This is a genomic window from Microbacterium sp. LMC-P-041 (assembly GCF_030209555.1).
Classification (GTDB): domain Bacteria; phylum Actinomycetota; class Actinomycetes; order Actinomycetales; family Microbacteriaceae; genus Microbacterium.
Window position 1 is genome coordinate 72,125 of record NZ_JARVRV010000001.1, and the last position, 26,983, is coordinate 99,107.

A 26,983-nucleotide genomic window follows, 5' to 3' on the forward strand; every position below is an offset into this window, starting at 1 on the left:
CGAGGGTGAGGCCGGTGGTGCGCATACTGTGTCTTCTTTCGTGCGTCTGAATCAGTACGGGTAGCGGGTCTGGCCGTGGTTCACCGAAATCCACTGCTGGGTGGTGAGCTCGTCAATGGTCGACTGTCCGCTCAGCCGACCGAGCCCGGAATTCTTCTCGCCTCCGAACGGGACGATCGGCTCATCGGAGATGGTGCTGTCGTTCACATGCACCATGCCGGTCTCGAGCCGCTTCGCGACATTCATCCCTCGCATGAGGTCGCGCGTATGCACCGCACCGCTGAGCCCGTACACCGTGTCATTCGCCATAGCGATCGCCTCGTCGTCGGAGCCGAATTCCAGGAAGAGAATCACCGGGCCGAAAAGCTCACCCTGCGCGACCGCATCCGATGTGCGCACATTGCCGAGCACGATCGGGCCGAGCACGTTGTCGACGGTCTCCCCTCGGTAGAGTGCCGTCGCACCGTCAGCGATCGCTCCGTCGACAACCTTCTGCAGGTTCTGCACCTCTCGGTTGTTGATGAGCGGACCCACGATGGTCGAGGGGTCGGCGGGGTCCCCCACCCGCAGCGAAGAGACCTTCGCCACGAATTTCGCTCGGAACTCCTCCGCGACATCACGATGCACGAGCAGTCGGTTCGCCGACATGCAGATCTGTCCCTGGTGGGTGAATCGGCTGAAGACCGCCGACTCCACCGCATAGTCGATGTCGGCGTCTTCCAACACGATGAACGCGCTGTTGCCGCCGAGCTCCAGGATCGCCTTCTTGAAGTGCCGAGCACAGACCTCGCCGACGTGACGTCCCACGGGTGCGGAGCCGGTGAACACGTGTGCGCGAGGCACCGGATGCTCGAGAAAAGCGTCACCGATCTCAGAGATCTCGGTGACCACCACGTTGAAGACACCTGCGGGCAGCCCCGCCTCCTCGAAGATCTGAGCCATCAGGGTCCCCCCGGTGATGGGCGTCTCCTCGTGGGGCTTGAGAACGACCCCGTTGCCTGTCGACAATGCGGCCACGACCGGCTTCAGGCCGAGGAAGAACGGAAAGTTGAAGGGGCTGATCACACCGACGACGCCCAACGCCTTGCGGAAGACGAAGTTCTCCGTCTCGGGAACCGGCGAAGGAATGATCGAGCCGTGGATCTGGAATCCGGTGTGACTCGCCTCCTTCAGAGCGTCGATGACCAGGCCGATCTCGAATGCCGCCTTGAGAGCGGTACCTCCCACCTCGCGCCGGATCAGGTCCGCGATCTCGTCGAACCGTCGCCCGACGATCGCCGCCGCCTTCTCGAACACATCCCGCCTCTGGTAGGCGGACATCGCTTCCCAGCCCGGCTGCGCCGCCTGGGCCGCACGGAAGGCGACATCGAGATCGTCGACGGTCGCGATGCGGAAGGCTCCGATCTCCTCTCCGTTGAACGGGTCCCGCACGGTGAGCGTCTTGTCGCTGCTCCCCCGGCGCCATGCGCCATCGATGTACTGCTTGGTCAGGTTTTCGAGGTCCACGATGGTTCTCCTGGGTTGGGTAGAGAGTTGAAGGAAGGGCCGGTGCTAGCGCGTGAGTCCACGCCTCACCGGGAGCACCAGACCGATCAGCAGGATGATCGGTATCGCCCAGGGCAGCAGCTGCGAGAAGCCCGATTCTGCGTCGACCATGGCCGGCCAGTTGATGACGATGAGCATGACCGCGGCGCCGAGGCCGATCGCCCCGACCGAGGGAGCCACCAGCGTGCGCCATCGACTGACCTTGCTCCCCCAGCGCGCGAAGTACACCACCACCGAGATGGACGTCAGCAACTGCAACACGATGATCGCGAGCGTGCCGAGTCCTACGCACCACATGAAGAGCATGAAGTACGGGTCGAGCCCGAATGCGGCGAAGAGAATCACGACGATGATGCTGACCGTGCTCGTGAAGAGACTTGCGACATGAGGCGAACGGAACCGCGGGTGTGTACGGCCGAGCGCCGAGGGAGCCCATCCCCGCAGTGCCAGCACCCGAAGATACCGAGCGATGGTGTTCTGGAAGGCGAGCATGGAAGCAACGAAGCTGGTGACCAGCAAGAACATCATGATCATCGACCACACGGGGCCGACGTAACGATCCGCCAGAGCGAAGACGAACGTATCGGGTCCGGCAAGTGCTGCCTCTTGAACGTCGTCCGCACCGTAGCCGATGACGAAGCTCCAGACGGTCACGACCAGGAACAGAGTGATGATCGTCACAGCGGTGTAGGTCGCGCGGGGAATCGTTCGCGCCCGATCCCTGGCCTCCTCGCTGTAGATCGCTGTAGCTTCGAAGCCGATGAAGGAAGCAAAGGCGAACATCATAGCGATGCCGAAGGCGCCGGTCGTCGCGGTGACCGGATCGAAACTGATCGCGGTGATCCCCTCCTCCCCCCCGGATGCGAAGATCGCGACGGAGACCACCAGCAGCACGAGGACCTCGACGATCATCACAACACCGAGGACCTTCGCGGACAGCTCGATGTCGAGATAGGCGAGAACGCTGATGAGCACCCAGATGGCCACTGCCCACGCCCACCAAGGAAGGTCGAGTCCTATCCCGACGAAGATCGAGTTCGCGAAGAAGCCCGTGATGCCGTAAAGACCGACCTGCACCACGATGTAGGCGACAGCCGCGAGATAACCGGCGGCGCGTCCTGCCCTCTCCCCGAACGCCGCCTGCACGTAACTGGCGAATCCACCGCCTGCGTTCACTTCGCCGCTCATGGCCGCATATCCCACTGCGAACACGAGCAGCAGCAACCCCGCCAACAGATAAGCGGAGGGCGCACCCGCTCCCGTCCCGAGCCCGACCACGGAAGGGCTGCTTCCCAGGACGGCCGAAAGTGGGGCTGCCGCTGCGACGACGAAGAAGACGATCCCGGCGACGCCGAGCGAGTTCGGTCGAAGGCCGTTCTGGGTCAGCTCTTCCTGAGTATGCGAAACCATGACTTCTCCTGGACTACTTCGTGTCTCGGTGGAGGGCCGTCCGGCGACGGAGCATCATTGATCCGCCGGCTCGAACGCGCAGTGGGTGCGGTCGATCGCATCCGCGTGTCGGGTGACGCGCTGCGTTACAGCGACAGTAGGCGGCCGGATGCGTAGGAAGTCAGCTTCGTTCGCATGGAAACCGCACCCCCCTCGTTCGAGGGGGTCAGTCGTGGTGCCGTTCCTTCGAGGCGGCGATACGTGCCAGCTCGGAGCGAGAACGAGCCCCGGATTTCCGGAGCACCTCGCGAAGATATCCCTTGACGGTGTGGACGCTGAGGTTCAATTGCTGCGCGACCTCCATGTCACGCAGGCCTGTGGCCACCAAGGAGAAGACCGCCGCCTCGCGGGGCGTCAGAACACGCAGAAGCCACTCCGGGATCTGCTGATCCGAGGGATCCTCCAGCAGGAAGGCGACGAACGCCTCCCCACTCGGCGCCGCGGCGATCCAGCGCACGAATTGTGTACCGGCCCCCTGGTTCGAATGCGATTCGAACGCGACGACGGCCTCATCGAAAGAGGTACCGGCGCCGGCACGCTCCGCGAGCAGACGCTGCGCGACGGCATTCGGGTATCTCTGCGCTCCCGCCACATCTGTGATGACGATCGGCTCGCTGACGAGATCGAGCGCATCGCCGTACAGCGCAGCGCGACGTTCGACCAGCTCCACGCGACCGAGCGATGCCATGACGTTGCCGACCAGCTCGGCAAGGCCACGAGCGTCATCGAGCTCCCCTTCGCTGAAGAGTGCGCGCCGAGCGCTGCGACCGAAGTTCAGCGTCGCCACTACCCGCCCGTCGATCTTCACCGGGGCGTACACGAGCCCGACGATGTGGTGCATGGCGAAGACTTCGCGATAGATATGGTGCGACGTCCATTCGTCGAGGGTCATCGACTGCAGGTTGTAGGCGACAGTTCCCTGCGTGATCGCCTCATGGAGGATCGGATCGTCCTCGCGCGCGAACCGATCGTAGCGAGAGAGGAAGAACTTGCTCACACCCGACGCAGTCGTCCTCAACGGCCGATACGTGTCGGGATCGAGCACGTCGAACCCCACGAAGGTATCAGGGAAAACCGCCCCGACACCGGCGTAGAGACGGTCGGCGAGATCCTGCACGGACGTGGCTGACGTCAGCCGCGCCGCGAACGCGAGCCGTCCATCAGAAGTGGTCACGCCTCACTATAAGGTTCCTGTTGTTACGGCCAGAAGTCATAGACATCGCTCGTCCCGCGCAGGAACTCCACGAAGACGCAGTCCTGGTCGCCCACCGTCCACACGTCATGGTGCGGGGGCAGCATCATCACATCGCCCGCGGAGTAGGTCTGTTGTGAGCCGTCTTGCTGGCGCACTCCGACACCGCCCTCGAGCACGAAGGCGACATGCGGCTGGGCGCACATCCCGGTGCCGGGTTCCCCAGGCGGGGCTGCGTCCTCCGCCACCGAGGCACCAACTGGGAACCTCACAAGAAGAGCGGTCGTGCCGTCGAGCACGACCTTTCGTTTCGTGATGCGGCCGATCATGATCAGTTGATGGGAGGGGTCATCGAAGTTCGCCTTCTGGAGCAGTGCGGAAATGTCCATACTCTGCGCTCTCACGAAGCCGCCGCCGCGGCAACGGACTCGTATCCGTCGAAGATCGTCTGGCCATCGACGACGGTCTCCAGCACACCCGTCGCACGAAGATCATCAGACGTACAACTCAGGATGTCGCGATCGATGACCACGAGGTTGGCGCGCTTGCCCACCTCGAGGCTGCCCTCCTCAGCGGACCGACCGGCCGCGTGCGCCGCATTGATGGTGGCGCATCGAAGCGCCTGCGCCGCCGTCACCGCTTCATCCGGATCGATCGGCTCACCCGTCTGAGACATGCGAGTGACCGCGTTCCACATCAGCTCGATCGGCGAGACCGGGCCGGTCGGCGCGTCCGAGGCGAAGCTCACCCGCACCCCGGCGTCGATCATGCTGCGGATCGGGATGATCGTGAGCTCGTGACGCAGTTCGGCACGCCACCCCTGATCGAACGAGGGCCCGGTGTCGTGGATCAGTCCGGGCATCGCCACGAGGTCGACACCCAACGCCGCCATCCGCGGGGCCTGTGTCCCAGGTGCCGCCACGAAAGCATGCTCGATACGCAGAAGCCGCTCCCGGTCCTTCGGGCTGCGCCGCACGGCCTCGTACGCATCCAATGCGGCGTCCACAGACCAGTTTCCCATCGCGTGCACCGCCGCGTCGATGCCGAGCTCGTCGGCCGTCGTGACGATGTCACTGATCTCCTTCGCGCCATACCACGCGGACCCCCGGTGTACATGAGTGTCTCCGTGGGAGCAGGAGATCAATGGACCGTCAGGGAATCCGGGGTCGGCGAACAACTTCATCGTGCCGCTGCGGAGACGGTCGCTCTCGCGATCGTGCACACGCTTGATGAAGTCATGGCGGCGCGGATCCTGACGAGCGAAGAAGTCATCACCCGTGTGCAGCTGCTGGACGGTGAACGGTAGGTGCCCTGAGACATCGGCGCGGTGATAGAACGCCGAGATGTCCGGAGTGACCGCCGCATCGCAGACACCGGTGATCCCCAGGGAGGAGAGGTAGTGCATCTGCGTCGTCAGGAGTTCGAGGGCCGCGTCCGGATCCCGCGACACGACGCTCCGCCAGGACCGCGTCTGCATCGGGTTGACCGCAGCCTCGAGAAGCGCTCCGGTGGGCTCACCCGCATGATCCTTCGAGATCACTCCTCCCCACGGCTGCGGGGTGTACTCGTCAATGCCGGCATCCCGCAACCCGGCGGAGTTGACCCAGCCGCGGTGGCAGGAGACATCCTGCAGGAAGAAGGGATTGTCCGGGACGGCTTCATCGAGCTCCTGCCTGGTGGGCTCGCGACCGTCCGCCAGCGCCCACGGCGTGAACCCGAACCCACGCAGCCATTGGCCGGGCACAAGCCTCATCGCAGCATTGGCGATGGTCTCGAGCACCTCATCGAGCGAGGCGTGCGGCGGGATGCTGCAGTCGACGGAGACGGCGTCCAGCATCGCGTGGCTGAGGTGGTTGTGTGGGTCGATGAATCCGGGAACGATGGTCCGGCCTCGGGCATCGCTGATCTCGCAGGAGAGCGCTGCGGCCGCCAGTATCTCGGCGTTCGTGCCGATGGCCGCGATGCGCCCGTTCCGCAGCAGAATCGCGTTCGCGACGCTGCCGCGAACGTCGACGGTGTGGATCGTCGCGTTGATGTAGGCGCGTTCGGGTCTCATGCCGGCTTCTCCATCCCGGTCGACACACGATCGGCGGCGCCGAGCCTGTCGATGTCGAGATGATCGAGCACCGAGAAGATCGGTACGCCGTCGACGATCGTCTCGAGCACTTCCATCCCGCGGATCTCATCGACCGCGCACGTGACGACATCGCGGTCGATGATCACGAGGTTCGCCCGCTTGCCGACCTCGATACTCCCCACTTCGTTCTCCCGGCCTGAGGCATAAGCCGCGTTGATCGTGGCGCATCGCAAGGCCTGTTCGGGGGTGACCGCCTCGTCGGCGTCGATCACCTCTCCCGTCATCGACATTCGCGAAACCGCGTTCCAGAGGATGTCTGCGGGCCGGTACGGTCCGGCGGGAGCGTCGGAGCCGAAGCTGACCCTGACACCGGCGTCGATCATGCTGCGCAGTGGGACCACCCGCAGATGCGCTTGTCCTCCACCTCGCCACGCCTGGTCGAAGAACGGCCCGGTACCGAAGAGGATGCCGGGCTTCGCGACCAAGTCAACCCCGAGATCGGCCATCCGCGGCGCCTGAGCAGGCTCGGCAACGTAGGCGTGTTCGAGTCGCAGCAGTTCGTCGCCGCCTGCCCGCCGCACGGACTCGTACGCGTCGAGAACCACATCGACCGCCCAGTTGCCCATCGCGTGGATCGCCGTGCGGATCCCGAGCTGATTGGCTGCCACCGCAAGCTCGACCACTTCCAGCTTCCCGTAGTACGCGCTCCCCGTGTGCGAATGGCATCCTTGGTGCACCCGATTCATGATGGGCCCGTCGGGGAAGCCGTGATCCAAGAAAATCTTCATCGTTCCTCCGCGCAGACGGTTGCTTTCGCGATCGTGGACCCGATCAACGAAGCCGGTACGACGGATGTCCTGTTTGCCGAAGAAGTCGTCTGCAGTGTGCATCTGATGCACCGTGAACGGGAGCGTCCCCTGCCTGTCGGCCCTGGCATACATCTCTGCTGCGTCAGGGGTCACGGCGGCATCGCTGAGGCCTGTCAGTCCTACAGCGGCGTACTCGGCCATCCTGCGTGAAAGCAGTTCGATCGTGACGTCCCAATCCGCGCTCCCGATCGCATGCCAGGACGCCGTCTGTAGGGGGTTCATCGCCGCCTGCAGCAGGCTTCCGGTCGGCATTCCCGCGTGATCGCGCTCGATCTGCCCGCCCCACGGTTGTGGACTGAACTCATTGATTCCGACGACCTCGAGCGCTCGAGTATTCGCCCACGCCCGATTGCATGACACATCCAGAAGGAAGAAGGGATTGTCGCGTGCGGCTTCGTCGAGTTCGCCGATCGTCGGCGCCCGGCCCTCACTGACCGCGAACGGAGTGAAGTTCGTTCCTCGTATCCACTGCCCGGGGACCGCGACCGCCGCGGCACCGGCGATCGCGTGCAGGAGTTCATCGACGGTCGGTAGGAGCTTCCCGGAGCAGTCGAGAGAAACCGCGTCGAGCGCGGTCAGGCTCAGATGGTTGTGCGGATCGATGAATCCAGGCACGACGGTCCGCTGCTCCAGATCCCTGATCCGGCATCCCGGACCGGCCGCAGCCCTCACGTCCTCCTCGCGCCCAACTGCGACGATACGTCCGTCCCGCACCAGCACGGCGTCGACGACGGTGTTCCGATCATCGACTGTACGGATGACCGCGTTGACGAAGGCCCATTCTCGGGTCATGACTCTCCCCTGCGTGCGATTCGAACTGCTCGGGTGCTATCTCGGACGGTCGCGGGTGCAAAGACGATAGGTGACGTCTGCCGTGTTGCCATTCAAGGGGGAGCCAAAAGCGGGTGCCACGTTCGTCTGAGTGGACTTTCGACCCCCCTCGTTTGCGGGGTCGGTATGCGGCGAGCGGGAGGGAGGAGTGGTAAGCCCGCCGAAGGCACTTCATTGGAGTGGCAGACAATCCCTCGTCGCATTGATGAACTGAACTCATGGAAAAGCCGCGCAGGATACTCCGCTCATTACCGATCCGCCTGATGATTCGGGCCGGATTCGTGGAGCGACCAGACGAGCTGCACCAATTCGGCGCGGCTCGTGACGCTGACCTTCGCGAAGATGCGCTTGAGGTGCTGCTTGATCGTGTTCTCGCTGATGAACGCTTCCGCCGCCATGTCCTTCGTCGAGAGTCCGCGCGCCACCATCGCCGCGATCTCCTGTTCGCGGCGGGAGAGCACCTCGACGGCAGGCAGCGCAGTCCGCGCCGTGTGCGAGTCCGAGTACAAGAAACAGACCAGAGCGTCGCGACGGCGTAATCGGTGCAACTTCAAGATGAGTCGCCGATCTTCGAGGGGATCTGCGACCTGGGTGGTTCGTGCGAAATCGCCTCCATCGGCAAAATCCTGGATAGCTCTCCTCACCCGCCCGGCCACTCCCTGCTCATCGGCGGGAAACGACGGTCCGAGGAGTTCCCCCGCATACTTCGTCACGAACACCGGTTCCCCGCTCGGCCTGCAGATCACCACCGCACCAGAACTGCGATCGAATGCCCCCTCGAGCACGAGTGCGCGCGTCTCCATCTCTTCAAACCGGTGAGCGCGTTCCAGGGCGAGCCCCACGTGCTGCGCGAGGGTGCGAGCGGTGGAGAGTTCCTTCTCGCTGAACGGGCGTGGCCCACCGCGCGCGAAGTTGATCGTGCCGACGATCTCGCCGGCCTTCACGACCGGCGCCTGCATGGAGTGTGAGAGGTCGGCCAAGGCCAGCACCTCTCGTGCACCCGATCTTTCCCACTCATCACGCGGCAACCGTCCCGAGTCCACCGGCAAACGGTGGCGAAGCACGTGCTTCAGCACCGGATCATCCGGGCGCCCGAACGCCTCGTACCGCGACAGGAAGTCGGATCCGAGATTCGCCGCGATCTCGAGCGGAGGCGCATCGGATGTATCGCTGAGGCGATAGAAACCGATGCCCTCCGCCGAGATCACATGTCCGACGGCGACCAGGTACGCAGACCGGACGTCCTCCAAAGTCATGGCGAGATTCAACTCGCGCAACAGCGCCTTGTAGCGGGAGACGCCCTTCCCAGAAGACCGTTCGATACTCGCCATGTCGATGACCCCGTCGCGTCTGTGCGATCGTCGATATATTGCTTCGACTTATTCGGATGATACCCGGAGAGGTGTCGCCTCAGAGCCGATTCAGGAACCAGTCGGCCAGGCGTGCAGATGCGACAGAGAGGTAGTCGTAGCTGCAGTGCAGAGAACCGGCACCGTCATAGATGTCGACCGTCACATCATCCGTCTTCAGCGCAGCGACGAAGCGACGCGCACCCTCGATGTCCATGATGATGTCCGCTTCACCGTGCATGACGTAGACGGGGACGTCGATCTTCTCAGCGACGCCGTCGAGCGTGAACGCCGCCAACTTCTCGCGAGCGTCGGCATCGTCCTTTGATCCCGTCAGCCACTGCAACTGCTTCTGCAGTGGAGGGTAGAACTCATAGAAGTCGGTGAGGATGCTCCACGTGCCGCACCAGGCGGCGACAGCCTTGACCCGCGGCTCGAAAGCTGCCGCCCGAGGCGCGTAGTATCCGCCGAAACTCACACCAGCGAGGCCGATGCGGTTGGCGTCGACGTCGTCGCGCTGCTCCAGGAAGTCGAGGATCGCACGAACGGGCACTTCGTAGTCCGGGCGGCTGTAGAGCTCCTTGAATCGGAGCGAACTGCCACGACCGGGAGTGTCGATCATGACGACGTTCATGCCACGATCCGGGAACTCGGTCCCTCCGAGGAAGTAAAGTTCCTCCGCCCAGGAGTCAGCGCCACCGAGGAAGAGAACGGTCGGCCTTGCCTGCCCCGAGTTGTCGGGGCGCACGATGTAGCCCTCCATCTCGATACCTTCGAACGGGACCGCGATCTTCTCGATCAAGCCGTCCGTCAGCTCTGCAGCCTTCTGGAAGTTCTTCGTACCTTCCCGATACGCGACGGTACGAAGCGGATCGAACGAGTCGAGGAAGAACTCGGAGTGACGCCAGTAGCTGAGCGAGCGGAACAGCGCACGGCGTGCGGTCGTGGTCTCCCCACGCTCGAGTGCTGCATACCCCTGCGCAGCGACCTCGGCGGCCGTGCGAGACCATTCCCGCTGCCAAACCTCCTCATCCACGGTCGTGGTGCCGATCCTCGCCGCAGTCCGCGCGCACTCGAACATGTCTGCGCCGCCGACGGCTACCTGCCCGAGCAGACGCATGGTCTGCAGCGACCAGTCCTCGTCCTGCGGGAAGAGTTCGATCAGCGACAGTGCATCGCCGTTGTTGGATACCATCTTGTTCTCCTTGCCGTTGTGGTGATGGATTCAGAGGGATGCCGCGCGGACGGAAGGACCGTCCACGAACTGGTCCCAGCTCACGTTGTCCCGGATAGCCATCCGATAGCCGGCCAGCTGACGTGGGGCGTTCACGCAGACCGCGCCTCTGAGCAGACCGTCGCGGCCGAAGAGCACGATCAGACGGTCGTCGCTCATGTGCTCGATGTACACATGTTCCGCGGCGCCCGCACGACCGACGAAGCGCATGCGAGCGTCGTACTGGTCGCTCCAGAAGTACGGAACCGTGAGAAATGCGTCGTTCCCGCCCAGCAGGGTTCCCGCGGCGTGTCTGCCCTGATCCACTGCATTGGACCAGTGTTCGATGCGCATCTCCTCATCGAAGATCGCGTTGTACCAGCGAGCGACGTCACCGGCCGCCACGACCCCTGGGGCCGTCGTGGACAGGTCCGCCTCGCAGATGATCCCGTTTCCGACGCTGACACCGCTGCCCTCGAGCCATTCGACTGCAGGCTCAGCGCCGATGCCGGCCACGAGGACGTCACCGATCACGACGCTGCCGTCACTGAGGTGCACCCGCACACCTCCTTCTGGCGTGCGATCAATGGATTCGAGTGACAGCCCGCATCGGAAGCTGACTCCGTTTCGCTCATGCAGATCGCGATACCAGGCGCCGATCACATCGCCGAACGCCCGCGCCAGCGGCACGGGCGCCCCTTCGATGATCGTCACCATCATGCCGAGCTGTCGTGCGGCCGCTGCCACTTCAAGACCGATGAACCCGCCGCCCGCGATCACGAGATGACGACCGGCCTGTAGTCTTGGCCGCAGCGCACGGGCATCATCAGACGTGCGGATCACATGCACCGTCGGTCCGTCTTCTTGTGTGCGAACCCGCCGCGCACGCGACCCTGTCGCGATCACTAGGCCGTCGTAGTCGAGCGCAGTACCGCTGAGCAGTTCGAGCTGGCGGCCGTCCGTGTCCAGGCGCACGGCAGGATCGTTCAGCAAGACGGTGATGTTCTTCTGCTGGTACCAGGCCGCATCGTGCAACAGGAGACGCTCATGATCGAGGCCCTCCATCAGGGCCTCCTTCGACAGCGGCGGCCGGTCGTATGGAAGCTGGTCCTCGGAGGAGACGATCGTCAGCTCGCCGTCGTAGCCACGGTCGCGCAACGACTCCGCGGCGTGCACTCCGGCGAGTGAACCTCCGACCACCACGATCTTTCGCATCACGACTCCGTGACGTGTATGGCGCGCGCCGGACACCCATGCTGTGCAGCGATGGCTTGACTCCGGAGATTCTCGCCCGGTTCAGCGACGAGCACGATGGCTTTATCCGTGTCTTCATCGAAATCGAACAGCGCGGGCCCTTCGATGAGACAGTTGGCGTATCCCTGGCAGGCATGCAGATCCAGAGTCAGAGTGAGTGCCATGTCGTGTTGTCCTTCGCTTCGTCGGACCGGTCAGTGACCGGACATCTCCAGGTGCGGTTGGCGGGGCGTGACAGATGCCGCACGGGCTGCTTGCGGCGTGTTTCTGCTGCGAAGGGTCCGCAGCACCCCACCGGTGATGACTGCCGAGATCCCCGGGATGTCACCGAGACTCAGAGCGCTGAGGGCGTCATCGCGAGTGGAGCCCCACGGGGCATCCATGATGATGATGTCTCCCGCCTTCCCTGGTGCAAGGAAGCCTGCCGGCAGCTCCCACGTGACCGCGTTATTGCCGGTGGCCGCCGCCCAGACCTTCTCAGGCGCGATGCCACCGAGCGAAGAGAGCTCCGCCACGGTTTTGATGACCCCTAGTGGCATGACTCCGGTGCCGGTGGGAGTGTCCGATCCGATCACCACACGGTCGTACATGTCATGCTCCTCAGCGCGACGGATGATGCGCACGGCCGACTGCAGATTGCCTGCCTGCACGAGCTGCAGCGCCATCTCGGTCTCGTCCATCACCCGGTCGACACCTTCGATGTCGAGCGAGGTCGGCCCACCATTTATGTGTCCACACACGTCAGGGGCGAGGTCCAGCAGATGATCCGGTGTGATCGGCTTGCTCCCCGGGATGCTGGCGCCACCGGAGTGGCACATCACCTTGATGCCGTGCTCACGCGCCCAATGCACCTGGTCGGCACCATCGGAGGGGTCCGAATACAGTCCGAAACCGAACTTTGCCAGACGCACTCCCGCCTTCTCCAACTGACGGAAATCCTTCTCACGCAGGGTCGGCTCGAGCACCACGGCCCCCGCATGGACGGTCATGCCGCCGGGATGGAAGTTGTCGAAGCACGACTTCGCTGCGATCGCCAAGGCTTTAACACCCGTGGCATCATGCGGACGGCCTGGCGCGTGGATCTCACCCGGCGAGACGACGCTGGTGATGCCGCCGTGCACGTAGCTTTCGAGGAAGTCGACCGTCTTCTGGCGCGGCGTGTAGTCACCGAGCACGACGTGGCAGTGCGAGTCGATGAGCCCCGGAGCCACAGTGGTTCCCTCGGCATCGACGATGACGGGAGAACGGTCGATCTCAGCCTGCAGATCGGCGTACATCCCGACCTCGGTGATGAGTCCCTCCCGCACGATCACCGTGTCGGCGTCGAGGATGATCGGCGAGCGCCAGTCTCCGGAGAGGATGACGCCGGCGTTCACGATTGCGAGATCGCCGTTCATTTGTTCGCCTCACGAGCTTCATCAGCCGTCATTCCGCCGACACGAGCGTTGATGCGGCCGCGGTTCGTGACGGCGGCGATAACCACGAGCTCATCCGCATGGGGAGCGTCGGGGATTCTCACTTCCATCGCGTCGTAGTGACTGCGCACCCACACGTCGTCTTTGTAGGCGGTGGGAACGTCGATGAGGGTGCCCGGCGTTCCTGGCTTGGTGACGGAGGTGATCCATGCCTGGCCCCCGCCGATCGCCTCCCGGAATGCATTGCCGAAGACCGAGGTCAACGCCGAGTTGATGTGCTCCTGCTCACCATCGGTGCCGACAAGTCCGGCTTTCCCATAGCTCTCGACGGGCTCTCCGAGAAGACGGAGCGCCTGAGCGCCGAGCATGCGACCGATCTCATCCGATGCATCGATCACGGACGACAGGTCCTCGACGTAGCCGAGACCTGCGAACGGATTCTTCACCACGGCGCAGACTGCGACCTTGCGCACAGGGCCCGCGCCATCGGAGCGACCGCTGACCTCTCGGACTTCTTCGATCTGGGAAAACATCTTGCGAATGGCAAGAACACCTGTACTCATAATGACCCGCTCCTCACCGAAAGGCACCGATGCCTTTCACCAACCGACATGTTCATAACGTTAGAAATTGCGCGGAGGGCGCACATCACCCGCACGGGTAACTTCGGCCCTCCGAGGGATCACATTCGACGTCCGGCGTCTGAGCGGATGATCATCCCTGTCACGGCGCGCGCATCGACAGGATCCGCCAGGAAGCGATAAGCGCCGGCATGATCGATGGGGCCAGCAGTGATACCCAGCAGTGTCGCGCGCGCGATGCGCAGGTCACGTCCCACCACGGCGTCGGCAGACGAGGTCTGCTGCAAGGAGGAGAGCCCCCCGAACCGCGTACCGCTCGTGCCCCCCGGAGCCACTCCGTTGACGCGCAGCGGTGCCAGCTCGGCCGCGAGATGCTCGACCATTCCTCGCACGGCCCATTTCGCGCTACCGTACAGCACCCCGCCACCGACCGCGTTGAACGCCGACTCGGAGACCGTCAGGGTTACCGAACCTCTCCCACGAACGAGAGCGGGGTGCGCGATGTTGACCGCCACCAGAGCACTGAGCACGTTCAACCGCCAGCTCTCGCCGGCGGCCTCGAGGAGATCAGCCGGAGAGAGCTCGTGCACCTGTGCGTAGAAGTCGAAGACCCCGACTCCGCATGTCAGATGGTGCAGCGCTCCCCCAGGGTCGGAGGCGAGTTCGACAGCGGATGCGAGGACTTCGGGGTCCAACGCATCGCCGACGATCGATTGGATCGCGCCACCGGACCCCGAGACCACATCATTCGCATTCGACGCAGAACGCTCGAGGATCGTGACGCGTGCGCCCTCTCCGTGGTATCGCTCGGCCGCGGCTCGAGCGATGCCCGATCCCCCGCCCGTCACCAGGATGTGCTGCCGGGCGAGGGTGCCGCTCATGCGCCAGGCGTCCGGCTCAACAGATCCGTGATGAACTCCGGCTCCTGATAGCTCAGCACGTCGAGTGCCACCGCGTCGAAGCGAATGCAGGTACCCCGTCGGGGCGACCACAGCTCCAGGCGCACGCCGTTGCGCGTCATGACTTTGCGGACCACAACATCGGCGAACTCGTTCGCGACGACGATCGGCCCCTCGTTGCCGCCATCCCGCGGCATCTCGAACGTCTCGCCGGGCTCAGGATTTTCGGCGGCCGGCTCTGTTTCACTGGATTCCATTGCGTGCCTCCTCAGATGAAGATCGACAGATTGTGAGCGTTGATGACCGCCTGATCGATCGCCGCCCAGCGACGAGCCAGGCGGTAGCCGTCTTCCGTGAGACGAATCAGGTCCTTGCGCGCCACCGACAGGAGGTTGGGATCGATACTGTCGCCTCTGCTGCGATAGATGAAGCAGGAGGAGTTCACCTCGAACTCGTTCTCGACATCCGTCGCGTCGATGAGCACGTTCGTGATGTAGTGCCGAGTGCGGGACGGCGGCTGCTCGGCCCACGAGAAGTCGGTCTCGAGGCGACGCACACGAACTTCCAGCGTCTGCCTGTTGTCCTGGAAGATCCTGCCGTTGGGCGAAAGCTCCCACTCGGCAAGATCCTCTCGCACCACCCGCAACGGAACGTCGTAGGTGATGTCATCCGTCAGGAACTCCAGCCAATCACGGAAGCGCCGCTCGTCGAGTGCGAGAGCCTCCCGATACATGACGTCACGGATGTCTTCCTGGACTCGGCGATCGACCGTGCTCAACATGACCATGGCCGTCACACCTCCCCGGTGAGGTAGTCAGCCCAGCGCAGCCACAGATTGCGGAAGTTTGAATCGTTCACGTAGGGCTTGACGACGTGGCCCGGACCCGGGAACTCCGGATCCTGGATCGCATCCATCCCCATCATGTACGGGAACTCGATGTCTCGAGCCATGCTCGACTTGGCCATTCTCGTGACCCGCGCCCAGTTCTCGAGATCGTCCTGTTCGAACGTGCCCGCCTGCGCAAAGGCCAGAGTGTATGCCTGGTAGGCGGCATCCTTGTACTCCTGCGACGCATCCTTCGGCACGAGACACCAGGAGTACATCTCCGATCGACCAGGGCCGATCGGATGGTACAGGCGCATGGTGACGAACCTCACCCCGGGCTCCCCCGGCACAAGACTGAACGGCTGCATGAGGAAGGAGAGGTTGGGGAACACGGTTCCCACGGCCGTCCGCGTGTTGCTGAACACCTCGATCTGCTCGGGCGTGAAGCTCCGGCGCATCTCGTCGGCGAGCTCGTCAGGGAAGCCGGAGAACGGCACCATTCCGGGGGTGTGCCCCAGGCCGATGCCGTGCCCCTTCCCCGGGATGCTCGCCGCCCAACCCTGACTGTGCGTCGCGCCCGAAGACGGGAAATAGCCGAGGTTGAAGCCGAATTGATGTGCGACGGGTGTGTGGTATCCGTCACCGGAGAAGTTCTCCGCGGCGATCTTCCAGTCCGTCTCGGTGATCCAGTGGTCCGGGGGCCCGTGGACCTCGCTGCCGGCGAGACCCTGCTTCAGATACAGATCCAGATAGAACTGGAACCCGCCGAGGTACTCCTCCAAGGACGGTGCGTCCTCGTCGAAGGTGCCGAAGACGAGTCCGGCGTAAGACTCGACCCTCGCCTTCTTGAGGCCCCAGTCCTTGCGTTTGAGCGCTCCCCCGTACCCCTCGGCCATGTACGGGACCCCGATGAGCTCACCCGAGTTCTTGTACACCCACCCGTGGTAGGAGCAACGGAAATGTGAGGCATTCCCCATCTCGGACTTGCACATCATGTTGCCGCGGTGGCGGCACATGTTCAGGCTCGCGTGGACCCCGCCGTGCTCGTCACGCGCCACGATCAGGTTGTTGTTCCCGATGTAGCGCGTGACGTAGTCACCGGGCTCGGGGATCTCGGTCTCATGCGCGAGGAAGCACCATGCTTTGTTGAAGAGCCGCTCCTGCTCGAGATCGAAGATCTCCTGATCGTTGAACACGTGCGCCGGAAAACGCCCTGCTGCGATCCCTTCACGGATCTGATGAATTCGCTCATCCATGGCTTCGCCTGACTCCCTCGTCATGATTCGTCACCCTCTCATGCGTTGCGGGAACCCAGCTTGGCTGTGATCTCCGCGGTGATCTGCTTGTAGCGCTCGACGTGCTGCAGAGTCGTGTCCCAGTGCACCTGGGGCACCGACTCCTCGGTGTAGGGCACGCGGCTCTTGCCGACGTGGATGTAGCCGGCCGCGTTCACGCGAATCTTCTCGAGAGGAATGTTGTACTTCGCGAACTCGAAGAAGTCCTGTCCGACGATGAAGGGTTCGTGCGCCCAGCGAAGACGCTCGGTCAGCCAGCGAGCGTCCTCGGTACGGCCCTCACGCAGCGCATCACGCAGGTGCAGAACCGGGTCTGGACCCATGGCCGTGGTCGAGGACCAGGCCATACCGACGAGCTCTTCGCCGTACATCTCCCAGGCAGGGAACCAGTCGGTCTCGATCGGCATCAGCGGGAAGCGCGTGCCGGTGTGAGCCATGTCGTTGTGGTATCGGAATCCGACCGATGCGCCACCGGCATACTTCACGGCGACGACCTGTGGCAGCTCGTTCAGCGTGCGGTACACCGAGCGCGGGATGATGCCACCGAAAGCGGCCGTGTTGTCGTAGACGACGATTGCCATGTCAGGGACGGCGGTCGCCACGTCACGGTAGAAGTCCGCCATGATCGGAGCGACCATCTCGCCCCACATCGGGCGACCCAGCAGTGTGCCCGTGGCTCCGAGACCGGAGAGGAAACGCATGCGGGAGATCGTGTCACGCGTGTTCAGCGTGGTCGCCCCGACGAAGATCGGAAAGTCCGGGTTCACGGAATGCGCGGTCTCGACGGCGCAAGCCGCGAATGCCTTCCACTCATCCAGCGTGAGTGTCGCCATCTCACCGAGGGTTCCGTTCAGCGCGATCGCGTCGACCCCATCGGCCATCAAGGCCTTGATCATGCGCTCGGTCTCGACGAGATCCACCGTGTCGACGGCGTCCACGCGCTCCGCGCCGGGAAGGGCAGGGGTAGGAGGGTAGGCCATCACACCGCGCATGTCCTTGCCGGTGACTTTGGGGAGGTTGCTCATGTGGGTTTCTCTTTCTGGTGACGACTCCGCACGATGACGGGATCGAAGGTGTAGTTGGGATTCTGGACAGGGATTCAGGAGTCGAGCGGCGCGCCGGCGGCGACTGCCGTCCCGGTGAGCCATTCGGGGACAGGTTCGTAAGCGAGCACCGTGAGAGGAGCGCCGAGTGCGCCGGCCGCCGCGATCCAGGTGCGGACCTCGTGCGCGCCGTTGCCTGCCGCATCGATCTCCTGTGGCGAGTAACTCTTCAGCTGCTCCGGGTCGCCGCTCTCGATCCGGGCGATGAAGTCGCGATCGAACTCCACGTTCACCTGCCCCGACTCCGGGAGTCCTACCCAGTGGGAGAGGCCTCCCGTCGCCAGCACGACGACTCGCTCGACCTCCGTCTGCGCTTCGACCGCAGCACGGATCATCTCGCCGAACTCATAGCAGCGCTTCGCGGTCGGCCACGGCGGGTTGACACCGTTGACGATGATCGGGACCAGCGGATACTTCGAGTCCGGGTCGAGATGCTTGAGAGGAACAGTGAAGTTCTCGTCGAAGACCATCCCCCCTTCGACCAGGGCCGGATCGAACTCAGACGAGATTGCGAACTCGTAGATGTGCCGGCCGAGTGCGCCGTTTCCGGGATATTCATGGGGCTCGATCTTGAGGAACTCGCCCATTTCCACGGTGGCCGGCCCCAGGTACGAATCCGCCGTCGTGATCGCGAAGGCCGGAAGGTTGCCGAAGTTGAAGTTGGTAAAATGCTCCACCGACACCGCAACGATGGCATCAGGGCGCAGGTGCTCGAGCATCTCCCGCGCTTCGCGGAACGCCTTCTCGATGGCCTGGCGCGGCTTCTCCTGCGCGCGCTCCGGCCATCCCGTGATTCCCGGCGAATGTGAGGCGGCGAACGCCCCGACGATCTTGCCCATCAGTTCTCCTCACGGATCTGCGCGTAGTACTTCGCGCGGTCGACCTGCAGCTGAATCGCGCAGAAATAGATGAGGTAAGGGTTGGCCCCGATCTCATGAAGCTTCTTGAAGTTCATCGTGCGCATCGCCTCGCGTGCGTCTCCCTCAAGCCCGTAAAGGTCCAAGACGGGATAGGGATTATCGAGAAAGCGCTTCGCGATCTCGGGATTCTTGCGAATGTCCCACAGCAATTTGTGAAGGTTGTACACGCCGCGCCTCCTTGCTCGCATGTTCGGCCGTGTCGGCCTGACCTCGAGATCGTGCCCTCGGGAACGACCTACTGCGACACTAGGTACGAGGGACTTGCTCGCGCGTCACCCTCCCGGGGCAATTCGACTGTCTAGCGATTTCGCGGAGCCTCTCGGCTGACGTGAGAAAAGTACCCTTCCGAGTAACGCGCGTCATCGTCGGGATCGCCTATGTTCAGCCCATGTACACAGAAGAGGGCATCCCCCGCCACCATGTTGTCGACGGCGTCGCATTGACCGAGTTCCGCCCGTCCACTGAACCGTTACGCACGCCGCTCGTCTTCGTACACGGCGGTCTGCACGGTAGATGGCAGTGGGATTCCACCCAGCGGTGGTTCGCCGAGGCGGGGCGATCGTCGGTCGCGCTCGACTGGTTCTCTCACGGTGACTCACGGCAACTCGACGCCTCCGAGTGGCTGACTCGCAGCATCCTGGACGTCCGCGAAGAGATCGATACTGCGGTCGCGCAGTCCGCTTCGCGGCCCGTGCTCATTGGACACAGCATGGGAGGGCTGGCATCGCTGGCCTATGCGGCAACGCATCCTTCCCAGATTGCGGGTCTGGTACTGCTCGCGCCGGTCGCCCCCGAGGCTTTCGCCGGCGCACCCGTCGAGCTGCCGATCGACAGCAACAAGCCCTGGCCGCCACCGCCACTCGATGTGGCCGCGCACCTCTTCTTCCAAGGGGCGCCTTCTGCCGAGCACGAAACGATCTATGCGCGGTTGCAGCCCGAGTCACCGACGGCAGTATGGGAAGCGACCCGATGGACCGCGCTCGTCAATGTCGACGCGATCACGGTTCCGGTGCTCGTGATCACAGGCGACAGTGATGAGTTGACTCCTGTGGACATCGTGTCTTCACTCGCCAGAGGGATCGACGCGGAACTCGTGGTGCTTCCCGGTGTCAGCCATGGCCTGTCGTTCGACCCGTCGTGGAATGAGCAGTGCGCGCGTATTCATTCCTGGATATCGCGCGCTGTCTCCGAATGAGCGGGATGCCGTTCGCACTTGGCGCGAAGGCCCCAGGGCTTCTGATGTGCCTGGGAATTGCGATCGCGGCGACCGTCGTCGGCGGTTTTGTGCCTATCGTCGGATCAGCGCTCCCCGCGATCATCATCGGCGGAGTCTGGGCGATCATCCGTCGGCCCGGCGCCCGCTTCACTCCCGGCATCGCGACCGCGACAAAGCCCCTGCTCCAGTTCGCCATCGTCTTGTTGGGCGCACGAATGTCGCTGGGGCAGGTCGCCGATGTGGGCCTCACATCGCTGCCCGTATTGCTGAGTTCACTGTTCGTCTGCCTCATTGCCGCATGGTTGGTCGGGCGAGCGCTCGGGGTCGAGCGCGACACTCGAATTCTGCTCGGGGTCGGGACCGGCATCTGCGGGGCTTCGGCCATCGCCGCGGTTGCCCCCGTGATTCGTGCGAACCCCTCCCAGATCGCCTACGCCGTGTCCACGATCTTCCTCTTCAATGTCGCCGCCGTTCTGACTTTCCCCTGGGTAGGACATGCGCTCGGTTACGACGCGACAACGTTCGGCCTCTTCGCCGGAACAGCGGTAAACGACACCAGTTCCGTCGTGGCGGCGGCCAGTATCTTCAGCACAGCCGCGCTGGGGTATGCGATCGTCGTCAAGCTGGTGCGAACGCTCGCACTCATCCCGATCACGGTGGGTCTCGCAGTCATGGAGGCACGACGCTCACTGAAACCACGAAGCCGAATCGGACCGAGGAAGATCGTGAAGCTCGTGCCCTGGTTCTTGGTCGGCTTCGTGCTGATGGTGATACTGAACACGCACTTCGTCTTCCCTGCTGACGCTGTCGGTGCGACCAGCGCGGTGTCGACCTTCCTCATCGCTGCAGCTCTGGCCGGAATCGGGCTCACCACCGACCTCGGAGCAATCCAGCGTGCAGGATGGCGTCCGCTTCTCCTCGGCGCCATCCTGTGGATTCTCGTCTCCGGGGTCACGATCGGGGCGATCGGGCTCCTCGACATGGTCGCCCGTTGATGCGGGCGATATCGCGCGATCTCCAGAGAATCTCGTGCACCCTCAGCCGTTCATCAGTACCAGCATCCATCCCATGCCGGCCGCCATGGCGATGTGGCAGAGAGAGTGGATACGGTGATGCGACGAACGGAATAGGCGCCAGATCCACCAGACCGTGGCCGCAACGCAGAGCGCGATGAAGACCGCGTTCACGATATCGACCCATACCGGTGTCGACTCGATCGTGGGCCCGCCTCCGCCGCCGTGCCCGGCGTGGCCGCCACCGGCGTCGCCCGACATATCCATACCTGCCATGAGGAGTGGCATCGCGGCGAGCATCCAGACCATTGCGGCATCGAGCACGATGTGGCCGACGAGGTCGACGGTCTGGGCTCCCTTGACCCCTCGGAAGGACGGCACGAGCGCGAGCGCGAGGATGGCGAAGATCGCCACCTGCGCCCAGGTCACGGCATCCCATACGGTCCACCAGGTCATGACGATCATGGCGACACTCATGACGCCGTGGGTGATGTCTATGACGTCGGAGTCGGTCAGGCGGGCACCTCGGCGCCCCTCGCGGGAGCGCTCGATGAGACCACTCAGACAGATGACGGCAGTCATGATGAAGACGAGAGTGAGGATGACGTTCCACGGCGCGGCGATCACGAGTTCAGTTTAGTACTACATTATGTAGATATCCGAATTCGGATCTTCGACTCCCCGGCAGAAAGGCCGCGACGATGACCACGATCGACACCGCGTCGACGGACACCCCGACGAAGGCACCGAGTCCTCGCTCCCTGAAAGTCAACTGGTTCGGCGCCTTCTGGCGCTGGCACTTCTACGGAGCACTCCTGGTCATCCCCGTGCTCTTCGTGCTCGCGGTCACCGGCATGACATATCTGTTCCGCGCGCAGATCGACTCTGCGATGCATCCGGGGGTCATCACGGTCGCTGTCCCGGATGGAGCGGAGCGTCTACCGCTTTCTGCACAGCAGCAGGCGGTGACCGCCGAGTTCCCCGACAGATCCGTCGTCTCGCTCTTTGACGGTCTCGGCGATCGATCTACTGTCTTCGTCACCGAGCTCACCGATGGCACCACCCAGAACGTCTATGTCGACCCCTATCGAGCAGAGGTCACAGGCTCGCTCACCGATGATCAACTCATCTCCGACGTGTTCATACGCATTCACGGGAACCTGCTGGCAGGAGAATTCGGTGACCGGCTGATTGAGCTCGGCGCCAGCTGGGCGATCGTTCTGACCATCACCGGGTTCCTGATCTTCTTCCTGGGACGAAGACCACGACAGCTGGCCGCGCAGAAGAAGCTCAAGGGTGCACGCCTGCGCAGTGCGCATGCGCTCGTCGGCCTTCCTGTCGGCCTCGGCATTCTGATGCTCGTCACCTCCGGCCTCCCCTGGACCGGACTGTGGGGCAGCGTGTCAGAAGAGGTCGCATCCACCGGCGGCTCCTCCCTCTGGGGATCCGACCCCGGGGCAGAGTCCACGATGAAAGACGTCATCGAGGAAACAGACGGCTCCAACGCACCCCCGGGCTGGGCGGTGGGCATGGGGCCGACCGGGCAGAGTGAGGGGTCCGGTGCGCGGGTCTCCATCGACGCAGCCGTCTCCGCCGCTGAGGCAGAAGGCGCACCGAGCCCGTACTACGTGATCTACCCCGTCGATGCCGCTGGCGTCTTCAGCGTGATGAGCAGTCAGTGGTATCAGCAGGGGAACGCCGCGGAGTCCGACGTCACCCTCGAACAGACGGTCCACGTCGATCAGTACTCGGGCGAGGCCGTCGCGCAGTATGGCTATGAGGACTACAGCCCGCTCGCTCAGGTGGTCTCGAATGGGATCGCGATCCACGAGGGCCGGCGCTACGGACCGATCAACACGATCCTGACGTCGCTGTTCTGCCTTGCCGTGATCTTCATGTGCATCTCCGCCCCCATCATGTGGTGGCGTCGCCGCGGCACCGCGAGCGGTATCGCCGCACCGCGCGCGCGCCTGCCCCTGTTCGGGAGCATATCGTTGTTGATCGGAGTCGTCGCGCTGGGGATCTTCCTGCCCATGTTCGGACTTTCGGTGCTGGTGATCCTGGCTGTCGACCAGCTGCTGATCCGTCGGATCCCGGCATGGCGGAAGTTTTTCAACACCGTATGAACGCGAGACGGTCTCGGTCACCCGAGCGACCGAGACCATCCGGCCGCATTCGCACGAGCGGCATCATCACAAGCTGCAGGACCGTCATTCCGACGTTGAGTGCAGAGAAGATGATCAGCTGCGACCATGTGGGCCGGGCGATGGCGCCAGAGCGCGCTCGAACACCGCCTTCGGTTGCGCTCCCGAGAGTGCGAGCCGACCGTCAAACAGGAAATAGGGCACACCCTGCGCCCCGAGCGATCGGGCACGCGCGATGTCATCGGCCACCTCGTCGTCGTGCTCCGTTCCTTGCGCGACCGCACGGACGTCGATCTCGCTCAGACCCACCTTTCCGGCAATCTCCGCGAGTACCGCTGCATCCGCGACATCGCGGCCCTCGGTGAAGTGCGCCCGGAACAGCGCCTCGACCATCGCATCACCGGTTCCATGAGCAGCCGCGTAGTGGATGATCCGATGCGCGATGCGCGAGTTGTGATCGTCACTACGTTCTCGAAGTCGTAAGCGATGCCGGCGTCCGCCCCACGGTTCACCAACTCTCGACGACCGGCCTGCATCTGTTGGATCGGGATGCCCGCTCACGCATCAACGATTCGAGATTGGTCGGGTGGTCAACAGGAAGATCGGGCATGAGCAGGAAGCTACGATGGCGGACGCTGATGCGATCCGCACGTGGCGAATCGGTGATCGCCTGCGGGAACAGAGAGTGTCCGAGGTAGCAGAACGGGCACATGATGTCGCTCCACACCTCAACGGTGAGGACCGGGCGCGAGTTCTACGGAGCCTCGTTCATGCGCAGTATTCGGTGAAGTGGCAGCCTCCATAGGCTCCGTCGTCGATCAGAACGATCTCGGGGCCTCCTCTGCGGCCGATGACTCCTGATGGACCTGTTGAGTACTTGACTTCATAGGCAAGCACTTGTTCAGTTCTTGACGCGATCGTCAAGTTGAGATGTCGGTCCCCTATCGTCGGGGTCAAACCACCACGCGCTCAGGTCGTGTATAGACGTCCATAGATGCGCCACGAACGAATCCCAGCAGCGTCAGCCCCGACGATGCTGCGAGCTCGACCGCGAGAGATGATGGCGCCGACACCGCGGACAGGATCGGAATACCGGCCATAACAGCCTTTTGCACGAGTTCGAAGCTTGCTCGCCCCGACACCTGCAGCACGATCCCCCTCAGCGGAAGCCGGTCCTGAAGCAGTGCCCACCCGACCACCTCGTCGACAGCGTTGTGCCTGCCGACGTCTTCACGCAGGACCAACATCGCACCGGTCGCCACGTCGAATAAGGCGGCCGCATGCAGTCCTCCGGTCCTATCGAACGCGGCCTGCCCCGCACGGAGCGCGTCAGGCAGTCCTCGAACGACCGTCGCGGCGATCGAAGTCTCATCGCTCGAGACGTCTTAGCGCGAGATCTTCTCGATGGCATCCATCGAGGCTGCGCCGCACACACCGCACGAACTGGTCGTGTAGAAGTTGCGCGCGATATCGGTCGAGGGAAGTTACACTTCCGCGGCGAGCCCGACATCGAGCACGTTGTAGGTGTTCGCCTCTGCTGCCAGCACCCCCACCGGTGCAGGTCCGATCGTGAGCAGGGGGCCTGACGAAGAGGGCCCGAGTCCCGGTCCGCCAGAGTGGATTGCCGATCGGAATTCTCCCCGGTGCCGATGACTCCTTCGCTAACCAGGAAACCCGCCGCGAGTTCGACATCGTGGCCGGGTGTGCGCATCGTGACCGAAAGTGCGGTGCCGGCGACACGGATCTCGAGCGGCTCCTCCACCGCCAGCAGATCAGCGCGCTGGTGCACTTCGGTCTCATCCGCGAGGACGATCCGGGTGACGCGGGTGCGTGTCGTGATCCGGCCCATGCCAGCCTCCGTCGATGTGCAGTGTCCGTGCAGACACGTCCATCATTCGAGGGTATCGGCGGCCGTTCCCGTTGGGGTCCTTCGGCATTCCACATTCCATATCACCTGATAACCGATCGGAGTTGCCGCAGGCGAGGATTCTCCCGCAAAAATGCGTTCTCGTCACGGGAGGAGCCGTGCCGTCCTAACCTGAACTCATGGTCCCCACTCTTGGCGTCGACGAGTACTTGGAGGCCGTGCTGCGGTCAGTGCCCCTCCTCCCGGCTGAGAGAGTCGAAGTCGATACCACTCTCGGACGCACGCTGCGAGAATCCGTGAACGCAGCCGTCTCCCTTCCGGCCTTCGACAACTCGGCGATGGACGGATTCGCGGTGCGGTTCGCGGATCTGGCGGTCGCCTCACTCTCGGGGACTCCCTCACTGCGCGTGGTCGCAGACCTTCCCGCAGGAGAGGATGCAGACCCGACGCTTCCATCGGGCACCGCGGCGCGCATCATGACGGGGGCACCCATGCCCACGGATGCCGACACGGTCATCCCTTTCGAAGACACGGCGGATGGTCTCTCAGACTCCCTCACGACGGCATGGATCACCCGGCTGCCTCACGCTTCGGGTGCGCATGTGCGCCGCCTGGGCGATGATGCCCAGCGCGGCGATGAGATCGTCGCCGCGGGAACCGTGCTCGGCCCCCTGCAGATCGCAGCCGCTGCCGCCGTCGGAATCGGAGAGGTTGTCGTGACGCGCGCGCTCCGAGTCGCCGTGATCTCGACTGGCAGCGAGCTCGTCGAGCCGGGCGTGCCACTGCGCCGCGGTCAGATCCCCGAGTCGAACAGTCGAATGCTGGCCGCGCTGGCGGTCGACGCAGGCTGCACGGTCATCCGCCGCGCCAGCGTCCCTGACGATCCCGTGCGTTTGATGAAGCTCCTCGCTGAGGTTACAGGCCCCTCGTCGCCGCAGTGCGCTGACGTCGTGCTGTTCTCCGGCGGGATCAGCGCTGGCGCGTTCGAGGTCGTCAAACATGCACTGGCCGAGGAGATGACTTTCACTCACCTGGCCATGCGCCCTGGAAAGCCCCAGGGGTTTGGAGTATCCCGTGAGGGAATCGTGATGTTCGGTTTGCCGGGCAATCCCGTCAGCGCCGCGGTGTCTTTCGAGGCCTTCGTCCGTCCCGCGCTCATGCAGATGCAGGGCCGGCTCGACGTGCACCGGCCGAGCCTCCTCCTCCCTGCGGTCTCGGGTTGGGGCTCACCGTCCGGTCTGCGACACTACGTTCCGGTGTCAATCGATCGATCCGATCCCGCAGGCTGGGTTGCCGTGCCGCTCGGGCCTGGTGGATCGCATCGCGCGGGCACGCTCGGGCGCTCCGACGGCTACGCCATCATCTCAGAGAACGTGCACGAGGTCCGCGCCGGGGACCGCGTTCGGGTCATGGTGACATCATGACCACATGGGCCGGCGCGCACCTCGGCGCGATTCTGTTGGCGGGAGGGCGTGGTTCGCGGGCCGACGGGGCCGCCAAACCGCTCTTCATCGTCGGTGGACGCACTCTCCTCGCCGAGGCTGCCGATGCAGCCGCGACTGCCGGAGCACATCCGATTACGGTGGTGTCCCACCTGCAGGATGCTGCTCTTCCGGTCACGTGGTTGCGCGAGCTTTCACCGTTCGGCGGCCCCGTGGCAGCGATCGTCGCAGCCTTGGATTCCTGGCCGGTGGAGGCCGATCCGGAGTGGCCGCTGCTCCTGGCGTGTGATCTTCCCCGCGCCGTTGCCGCTGTCGAGACTCTCTGTGACGCTCTCCTCCGCCTCGCGGAATCCGACGGAGCGTGCCTCACCGACGAATCGGGCGGCGCCAGTGGCTCGCCGCTATGTACCGAACGTCAGCGCTGAGACGCGCAGCCGGAGACCTTCCCGATCACGGTCGCGACCTGGCGATGCGAGCTCTCCT

Annotated in this window: 27 protein-coding genes and 1 pseudogene; 5 read left to right on the forward strand and 23 right to left on the reverse strand. The window is 63.9% G+C overall.

Features of this window, described 5'->3' with window-relative positions:
- Window positions 1-51 precede the first annotated feature (51 nt).
- The 19 genes from QRN21_RS00385 to QRN21_RS00475 form a co-directional block, all read right to left on the reverse strand.
- A complete protein-coding gene (locus QRN21_RS00385) occupies window positions 52-1,506 on the reverse strand; it encodes an aldehyde dehydrogenase family protein (RefSeq protein WP_285362860.1) in 1,455 nt (484 codons plus the stop codon).
- A 45-nt stretch (window positions 1,507-1,551) separates the two neighbouring features.
- Entirely contained in the window at window positions 1,552-2,955 is a 1,404-nt protein-coding gene (locus QRN21_RS00390) for an APC family permease (protein ID WP_285362861.1), read from the reverse strand.
- A gap of 205 nt (window positions 2,956-3,160) precedes the next feature.
- Complete coding sequence (locus QRN21_RS00395; protein WP_285362862.1) at window positions 3,161-4,168, reverse strand: helix-turn-helix transcriptional regulator; 1,008 nt, start codon at window positions 4,166-4,168, stop codon at window positions 3,161-3,163.
- A 23-nt stretch (window positions 4,169-4,191) separates the two neighbouring features.
- The gene (locus QRN21_RS00400) at window positions 4,192-4,575 is read right to left on the reverse strand and encodes a cupin domain-containing protein (RefSeq protein WP_285362863.1); all 384 of its coding nucleotides are present in this window, start codon (window positions 4,573-4,575) and stop codon (window positions 4,192-4,194) included.
- An 11-nt stretch (window positions 4,576-4,586) separates the two neighbouring features.
- Window positions 4,587-6,242: an amidohydrolase gene (locus QRN21_RS00405; RefSeq protein ID WP_285362864.1), complete on the reverse strand. Its 1,656-nt coding sequence runs from the start codon at window positions 6,240-6,242 to the stop codon at window positions 4,587-4,589.
- Window positions 6,239-7,924 carry an amidohydrolase gene (locus tag QRN21_RS00410; RefSeq protein WP_285362865.1) on the reverse strand — a complete coding sequence of 562 codons (1,686 nt, stop codon included), beginning with the start codon at window positions 7,922-7,924 and terminating at the stop codon, window positions 6,239-6,241. Before QRN21_RS00410 ends, QRN21_RS00405 begins: the two co-directional genes overlap by 4 nt.
- A gap of 287 nt (window positions 7,925-8,211) precedes the next feature.
- Window positions 8,212-9,294, reverse strand: coding sequence for a LuxR C-terminal-related transcriptional regulator (locus QRN21_RS00415; RefSeq protein ID WP_285362866.1), 1,083 nt, complete (start codon window positions 9,292-9,294; stop codon window positions 8,212-8,214).
- A 79-nt stretch (window positions 9,295-9,373) separates the two neighbouring features.
- On the reverse strand, window positions 9,374-10,507 hold the full coding sequence (locus QRN21_RS00420; protein ID WP_285362867.1) for an alpha/beta hydrolase family protein: 1,134 nt from the start codon (window positions 10,505-10,507) through the stop codon (window positions 9,374-9,376).
- Window positions 10,508-10,537: 30 nt separating this feature from the next.
- Window positions 10,538-11,740 (reverse strand): NAD(P)/FAD-dependent oxidoreductase, encoded by a 1,203-nt coding sequence (locus tag QRN21_RS00425; RefSeq protein ID WP_285362868.1) that lies wholly within the window; start codon window positions 11,738-11,740, stop codon window positions 10,538-10,540.
- Window positions 11,740-11,943, reverse strand: coding sequence for a ferredoxin (locus QRN21_RS00430; RefSeq protein ID WP_285362869.1), 204 nt, complete (start codon window positions 11,941-11,943; stop codon window positions 11,740-11,742). The genes QRN21_RS00425 and QRN21_RS00430 overlap by 1 nt, the downstream gene beginning before the upstream one ends.
- Before the next feature lie 30 nt (window positions 11,944-11,973).
- A complete protein-coding gene (locus QRN21_RS00435; protein WP_285362870.1) occupies window positions 11,974-13,176 on the reverse strand; it encodes an amidohydrolase family protein in 1,203 nt (400 codons plus the stop codon).
- Window positions 13,173-13,784 (reverse strand): amino acid synthesis family protein, encoded by a 612-nt coding sequence (locus QRN21_RS00440; protein WP_285362871.1) that lies wholly within the window; start codon window positions 13,782-13,784, stop codon window positions 13,173-13,175. The genes QRN21_RS00435 and QRN21_RS00440 overlap by 4 nt, the downstream gene beginning before the upstream one ends.
- A 92-nt stretch (window positions 13,785-13,876) precedes the next feature.
- Window positions 13,877-14,656 carry an SDR family NAD(P)-dependent oxidoreductase gene (locus QRN21_RS00445; protein ID WP_285362872.1) on the reverse strand — a complete coding sequence of 260 codons (780 nt, stop codon included), beginning with the start codon at window positions 14,654-14,656 and terminating at the stop codon, window positions 13,877-13,879.
- The gene (locus tag QRN21_RS00450) at window positions 14,653-14,931 is read right to left on the reverse strand and encodes a hypothetical protein (RefSeq protein WP_285362873.1); all 279 of its coding nucleotides are present in this window, start codon (window positions 14,929-14,931) and stop codon (window positions 14,653-14,655) included. The genes QRN21_RS00445 and QRN21_RS00450 overlap by 4 nt, the downstream gene beginning before the upstream one ends.
- Before the next feature lie 11 nt (window positions 14,932-14,942).
- Window positions 14,943-15,461, reverse strand: coding sequence for an aromatic-ring-hydroxylating dioxygenase subunit beta (locus QRN21_RS00455; RefSeq protein WP_285362874.1), 519 nt, complete (start codon window positions 15,459-15,461; stop codon window positions 14,943-14,945).
- A 5-nt stretch (window positions 15,462-15,466) separates the two neighbouring features.
- The gene (locus QRN21_RS00460; RefSeq protein WP_285362875.1) at window positions 15,467-16,756 is read right to left on the reverse strand and encodes an aromatic ring-hydroxylating oxygenase subunit alpha; all 1,290 of its coding nucleotides are present in this window, start codon (window positions 16,754-16,756) and stop codon (window positions 15,467-15,469) included.
- Window positions 16,757-16,794: 38 nt separating this feature from the next.
- The gene (locus QRN21_RS00465; RefSeq protein ID WP_285362876.1) at window positions 16,795-17,820 is read right to left on the reverse strand and encodes a dihydrodipicolinate synthase family protein; all 1,026 of its coding nucleotides are present in this window, start codon (window positions 17,818-17,820) and stop codon (window positions 16,795-16,797) included.
- 74 nt (window positions 17,821-17,894) lie between these two features.
- Window positions 17,895-18,737, reverse strand: a complete 843-nt coding sequence (locus tag QRN21_RS00470) for a DODA-type extradiol aromatic ring-opening family dioxygenase (protein ID WP_285362877.1) — start codon at window positions 18,735-18,737, stop codon at window positions 17,895-17,897.
- Entirely contained in the window at window positions 18,737-18,985 is a 249-nt protein-coding gene (locus QRN21_RS00475) for a hypothetical protein (protein WP_285362878.1), read from the reverse strand. Before QRN21_RS00475 ends, QRN21_RS00470 begins: the two co-directional genes overlap by 1 nt.
- A gap of 221 nt (window positions 18,986-19,206) precedes the next feature.
- Here QRN21_RS00475 and QRN21_RS00480 point away from each other — a divergent pair, with 221 nt between their 5' ends.
- Together QRN21_RS00480 and QRN21_RS00485 are read left to right on the forward strand one after the other, a co-directional pair.
- Window positions 19,207-20,013 (forward strand): alpha/beta hydrolase, encoded by an 807-nt coding sequence (locus tag QRN21_RS00480; RefSeq protein ID WP_285362879.1) that lies wholly within the window; start codon window positions 19,207-19,209, stop codon window positions 20,011-20,013.
- A 5-nt stretch (window positions 20,014-20,018) separates the two neighbouring features.
- Entirely contained in the window at window positions 20,019-21,029 is a 1,011-nt protein-coding gene (locus QRN21_RS00485) for a YeiH family protein (RefSeq protein WP_285362880.1), read from the forward strand.
- A 42-nt stretch (window positions 21,030-21,071) separates the two neighbouring features.
- Here QRN21_RS00485 and QRN21_RS00490 read toward each other — a convergent pair whose 3' ends face one another.
- Window positions 21,072-21,674, reverse strand: a complete 603-nt coding sequence (locus tag QRN21_RS00490; RefSeq protein ID WP_285362881.1) for a DUF5134 domain-containing protein — start codon at window positions 21,672-21,674, stop codon at window positions 21,072-21,074.
- Between the two features lie 74 nt (window positions 21,675-21,748).
- Between QRN21_RS00490 and QRN21_RS00495 the strand changes: the two genes are divergently transcribed.
- Entirely contained in the window at window positions 21,749-23,173 is a 1,425-nt protein-coding gene (locus QRN21_RS00495; protein ID WP_285362882.1) for a PepSY-associated TM helix domain-containing protein, read from the forward strand.
- A gap of 114 nt (window positions 23,174-23,287) precedes the next feature.
- Here QRN21_RS00495 and QRN21_RS00500 read toward each other — a convergent pair whose 3' ends face one another.
- The 3 genes and pseudogenes from QRN21_RS00500 to fdhD form a co-directional block, all read right to left on the reverse strand.
- Entirely contained in the window at window positions 23,288-23,752 is a 465-nt protein-coding gene (locus tag QRN21_RS00500) for a DsbA family protein (RefSeq protein ID WP_285362883.1), read from the reverse strand.
- Window positions 23,700-23,918: a DsbA family protein gene (locus QRN21_RS17980; protein ID WP_350223940.1), complete on the reverse strand. Its 219-nt coding sequence runs from the start codon at window positions 23,916-23,918 to the stop codon at window positions 23,700-23,702. The genes QRN21_RS00500 and QRN21_RS17980 overlap by 53 nt, the downstream gene beginning before the upstream one ends.
- A gap of 226 nt (window positions 23,919-24,144) precedes the next feature.
- Window positions 24,145-25,040: pseudogene (gene fdhD / locus QRN21_RS00505) on the reverse strand (formate dehydrogenase accessory sulfurtransferase FdhD).
- Window positions 25,041-25,237: 197 nt separating this feature from the next.
- On the opposite strand from fdhD, the gene QRN21_RS00510 reads away from it, so the two are divergent.
- Together QRN21_RS00510 and mobA are read left to right on the forward strand one after the other, a co-directional pair.
- Window positions 25,238-26,482, forward strand: a complete 1,245-nt coding sequence (locus tag QRN21_RS00510) for a molybdopterin molybdotransferase MoeA (RefSeq protein WP_285362884.1) — start codon at window positions 25,238-25,240, stop codon at window positions 26,480-26,482.
- Window positions 26,479-26,925, forward strand: coding sequence for a molybdenum cofactor guanylyltransferase (gene mobA / locus QRN21_RS00515; RefSeq protein WP_285362885.1), 447 nt, complete (start codon window positions 26,479-26,481; stop codon window positions 26,923-26,925). Before QRN21_RS00510 ends, mobA begins: the two co-directional genes overlap by 4 nt.
- Window positions 26,926-26,983: the final 58 nt, after the last annotated feature.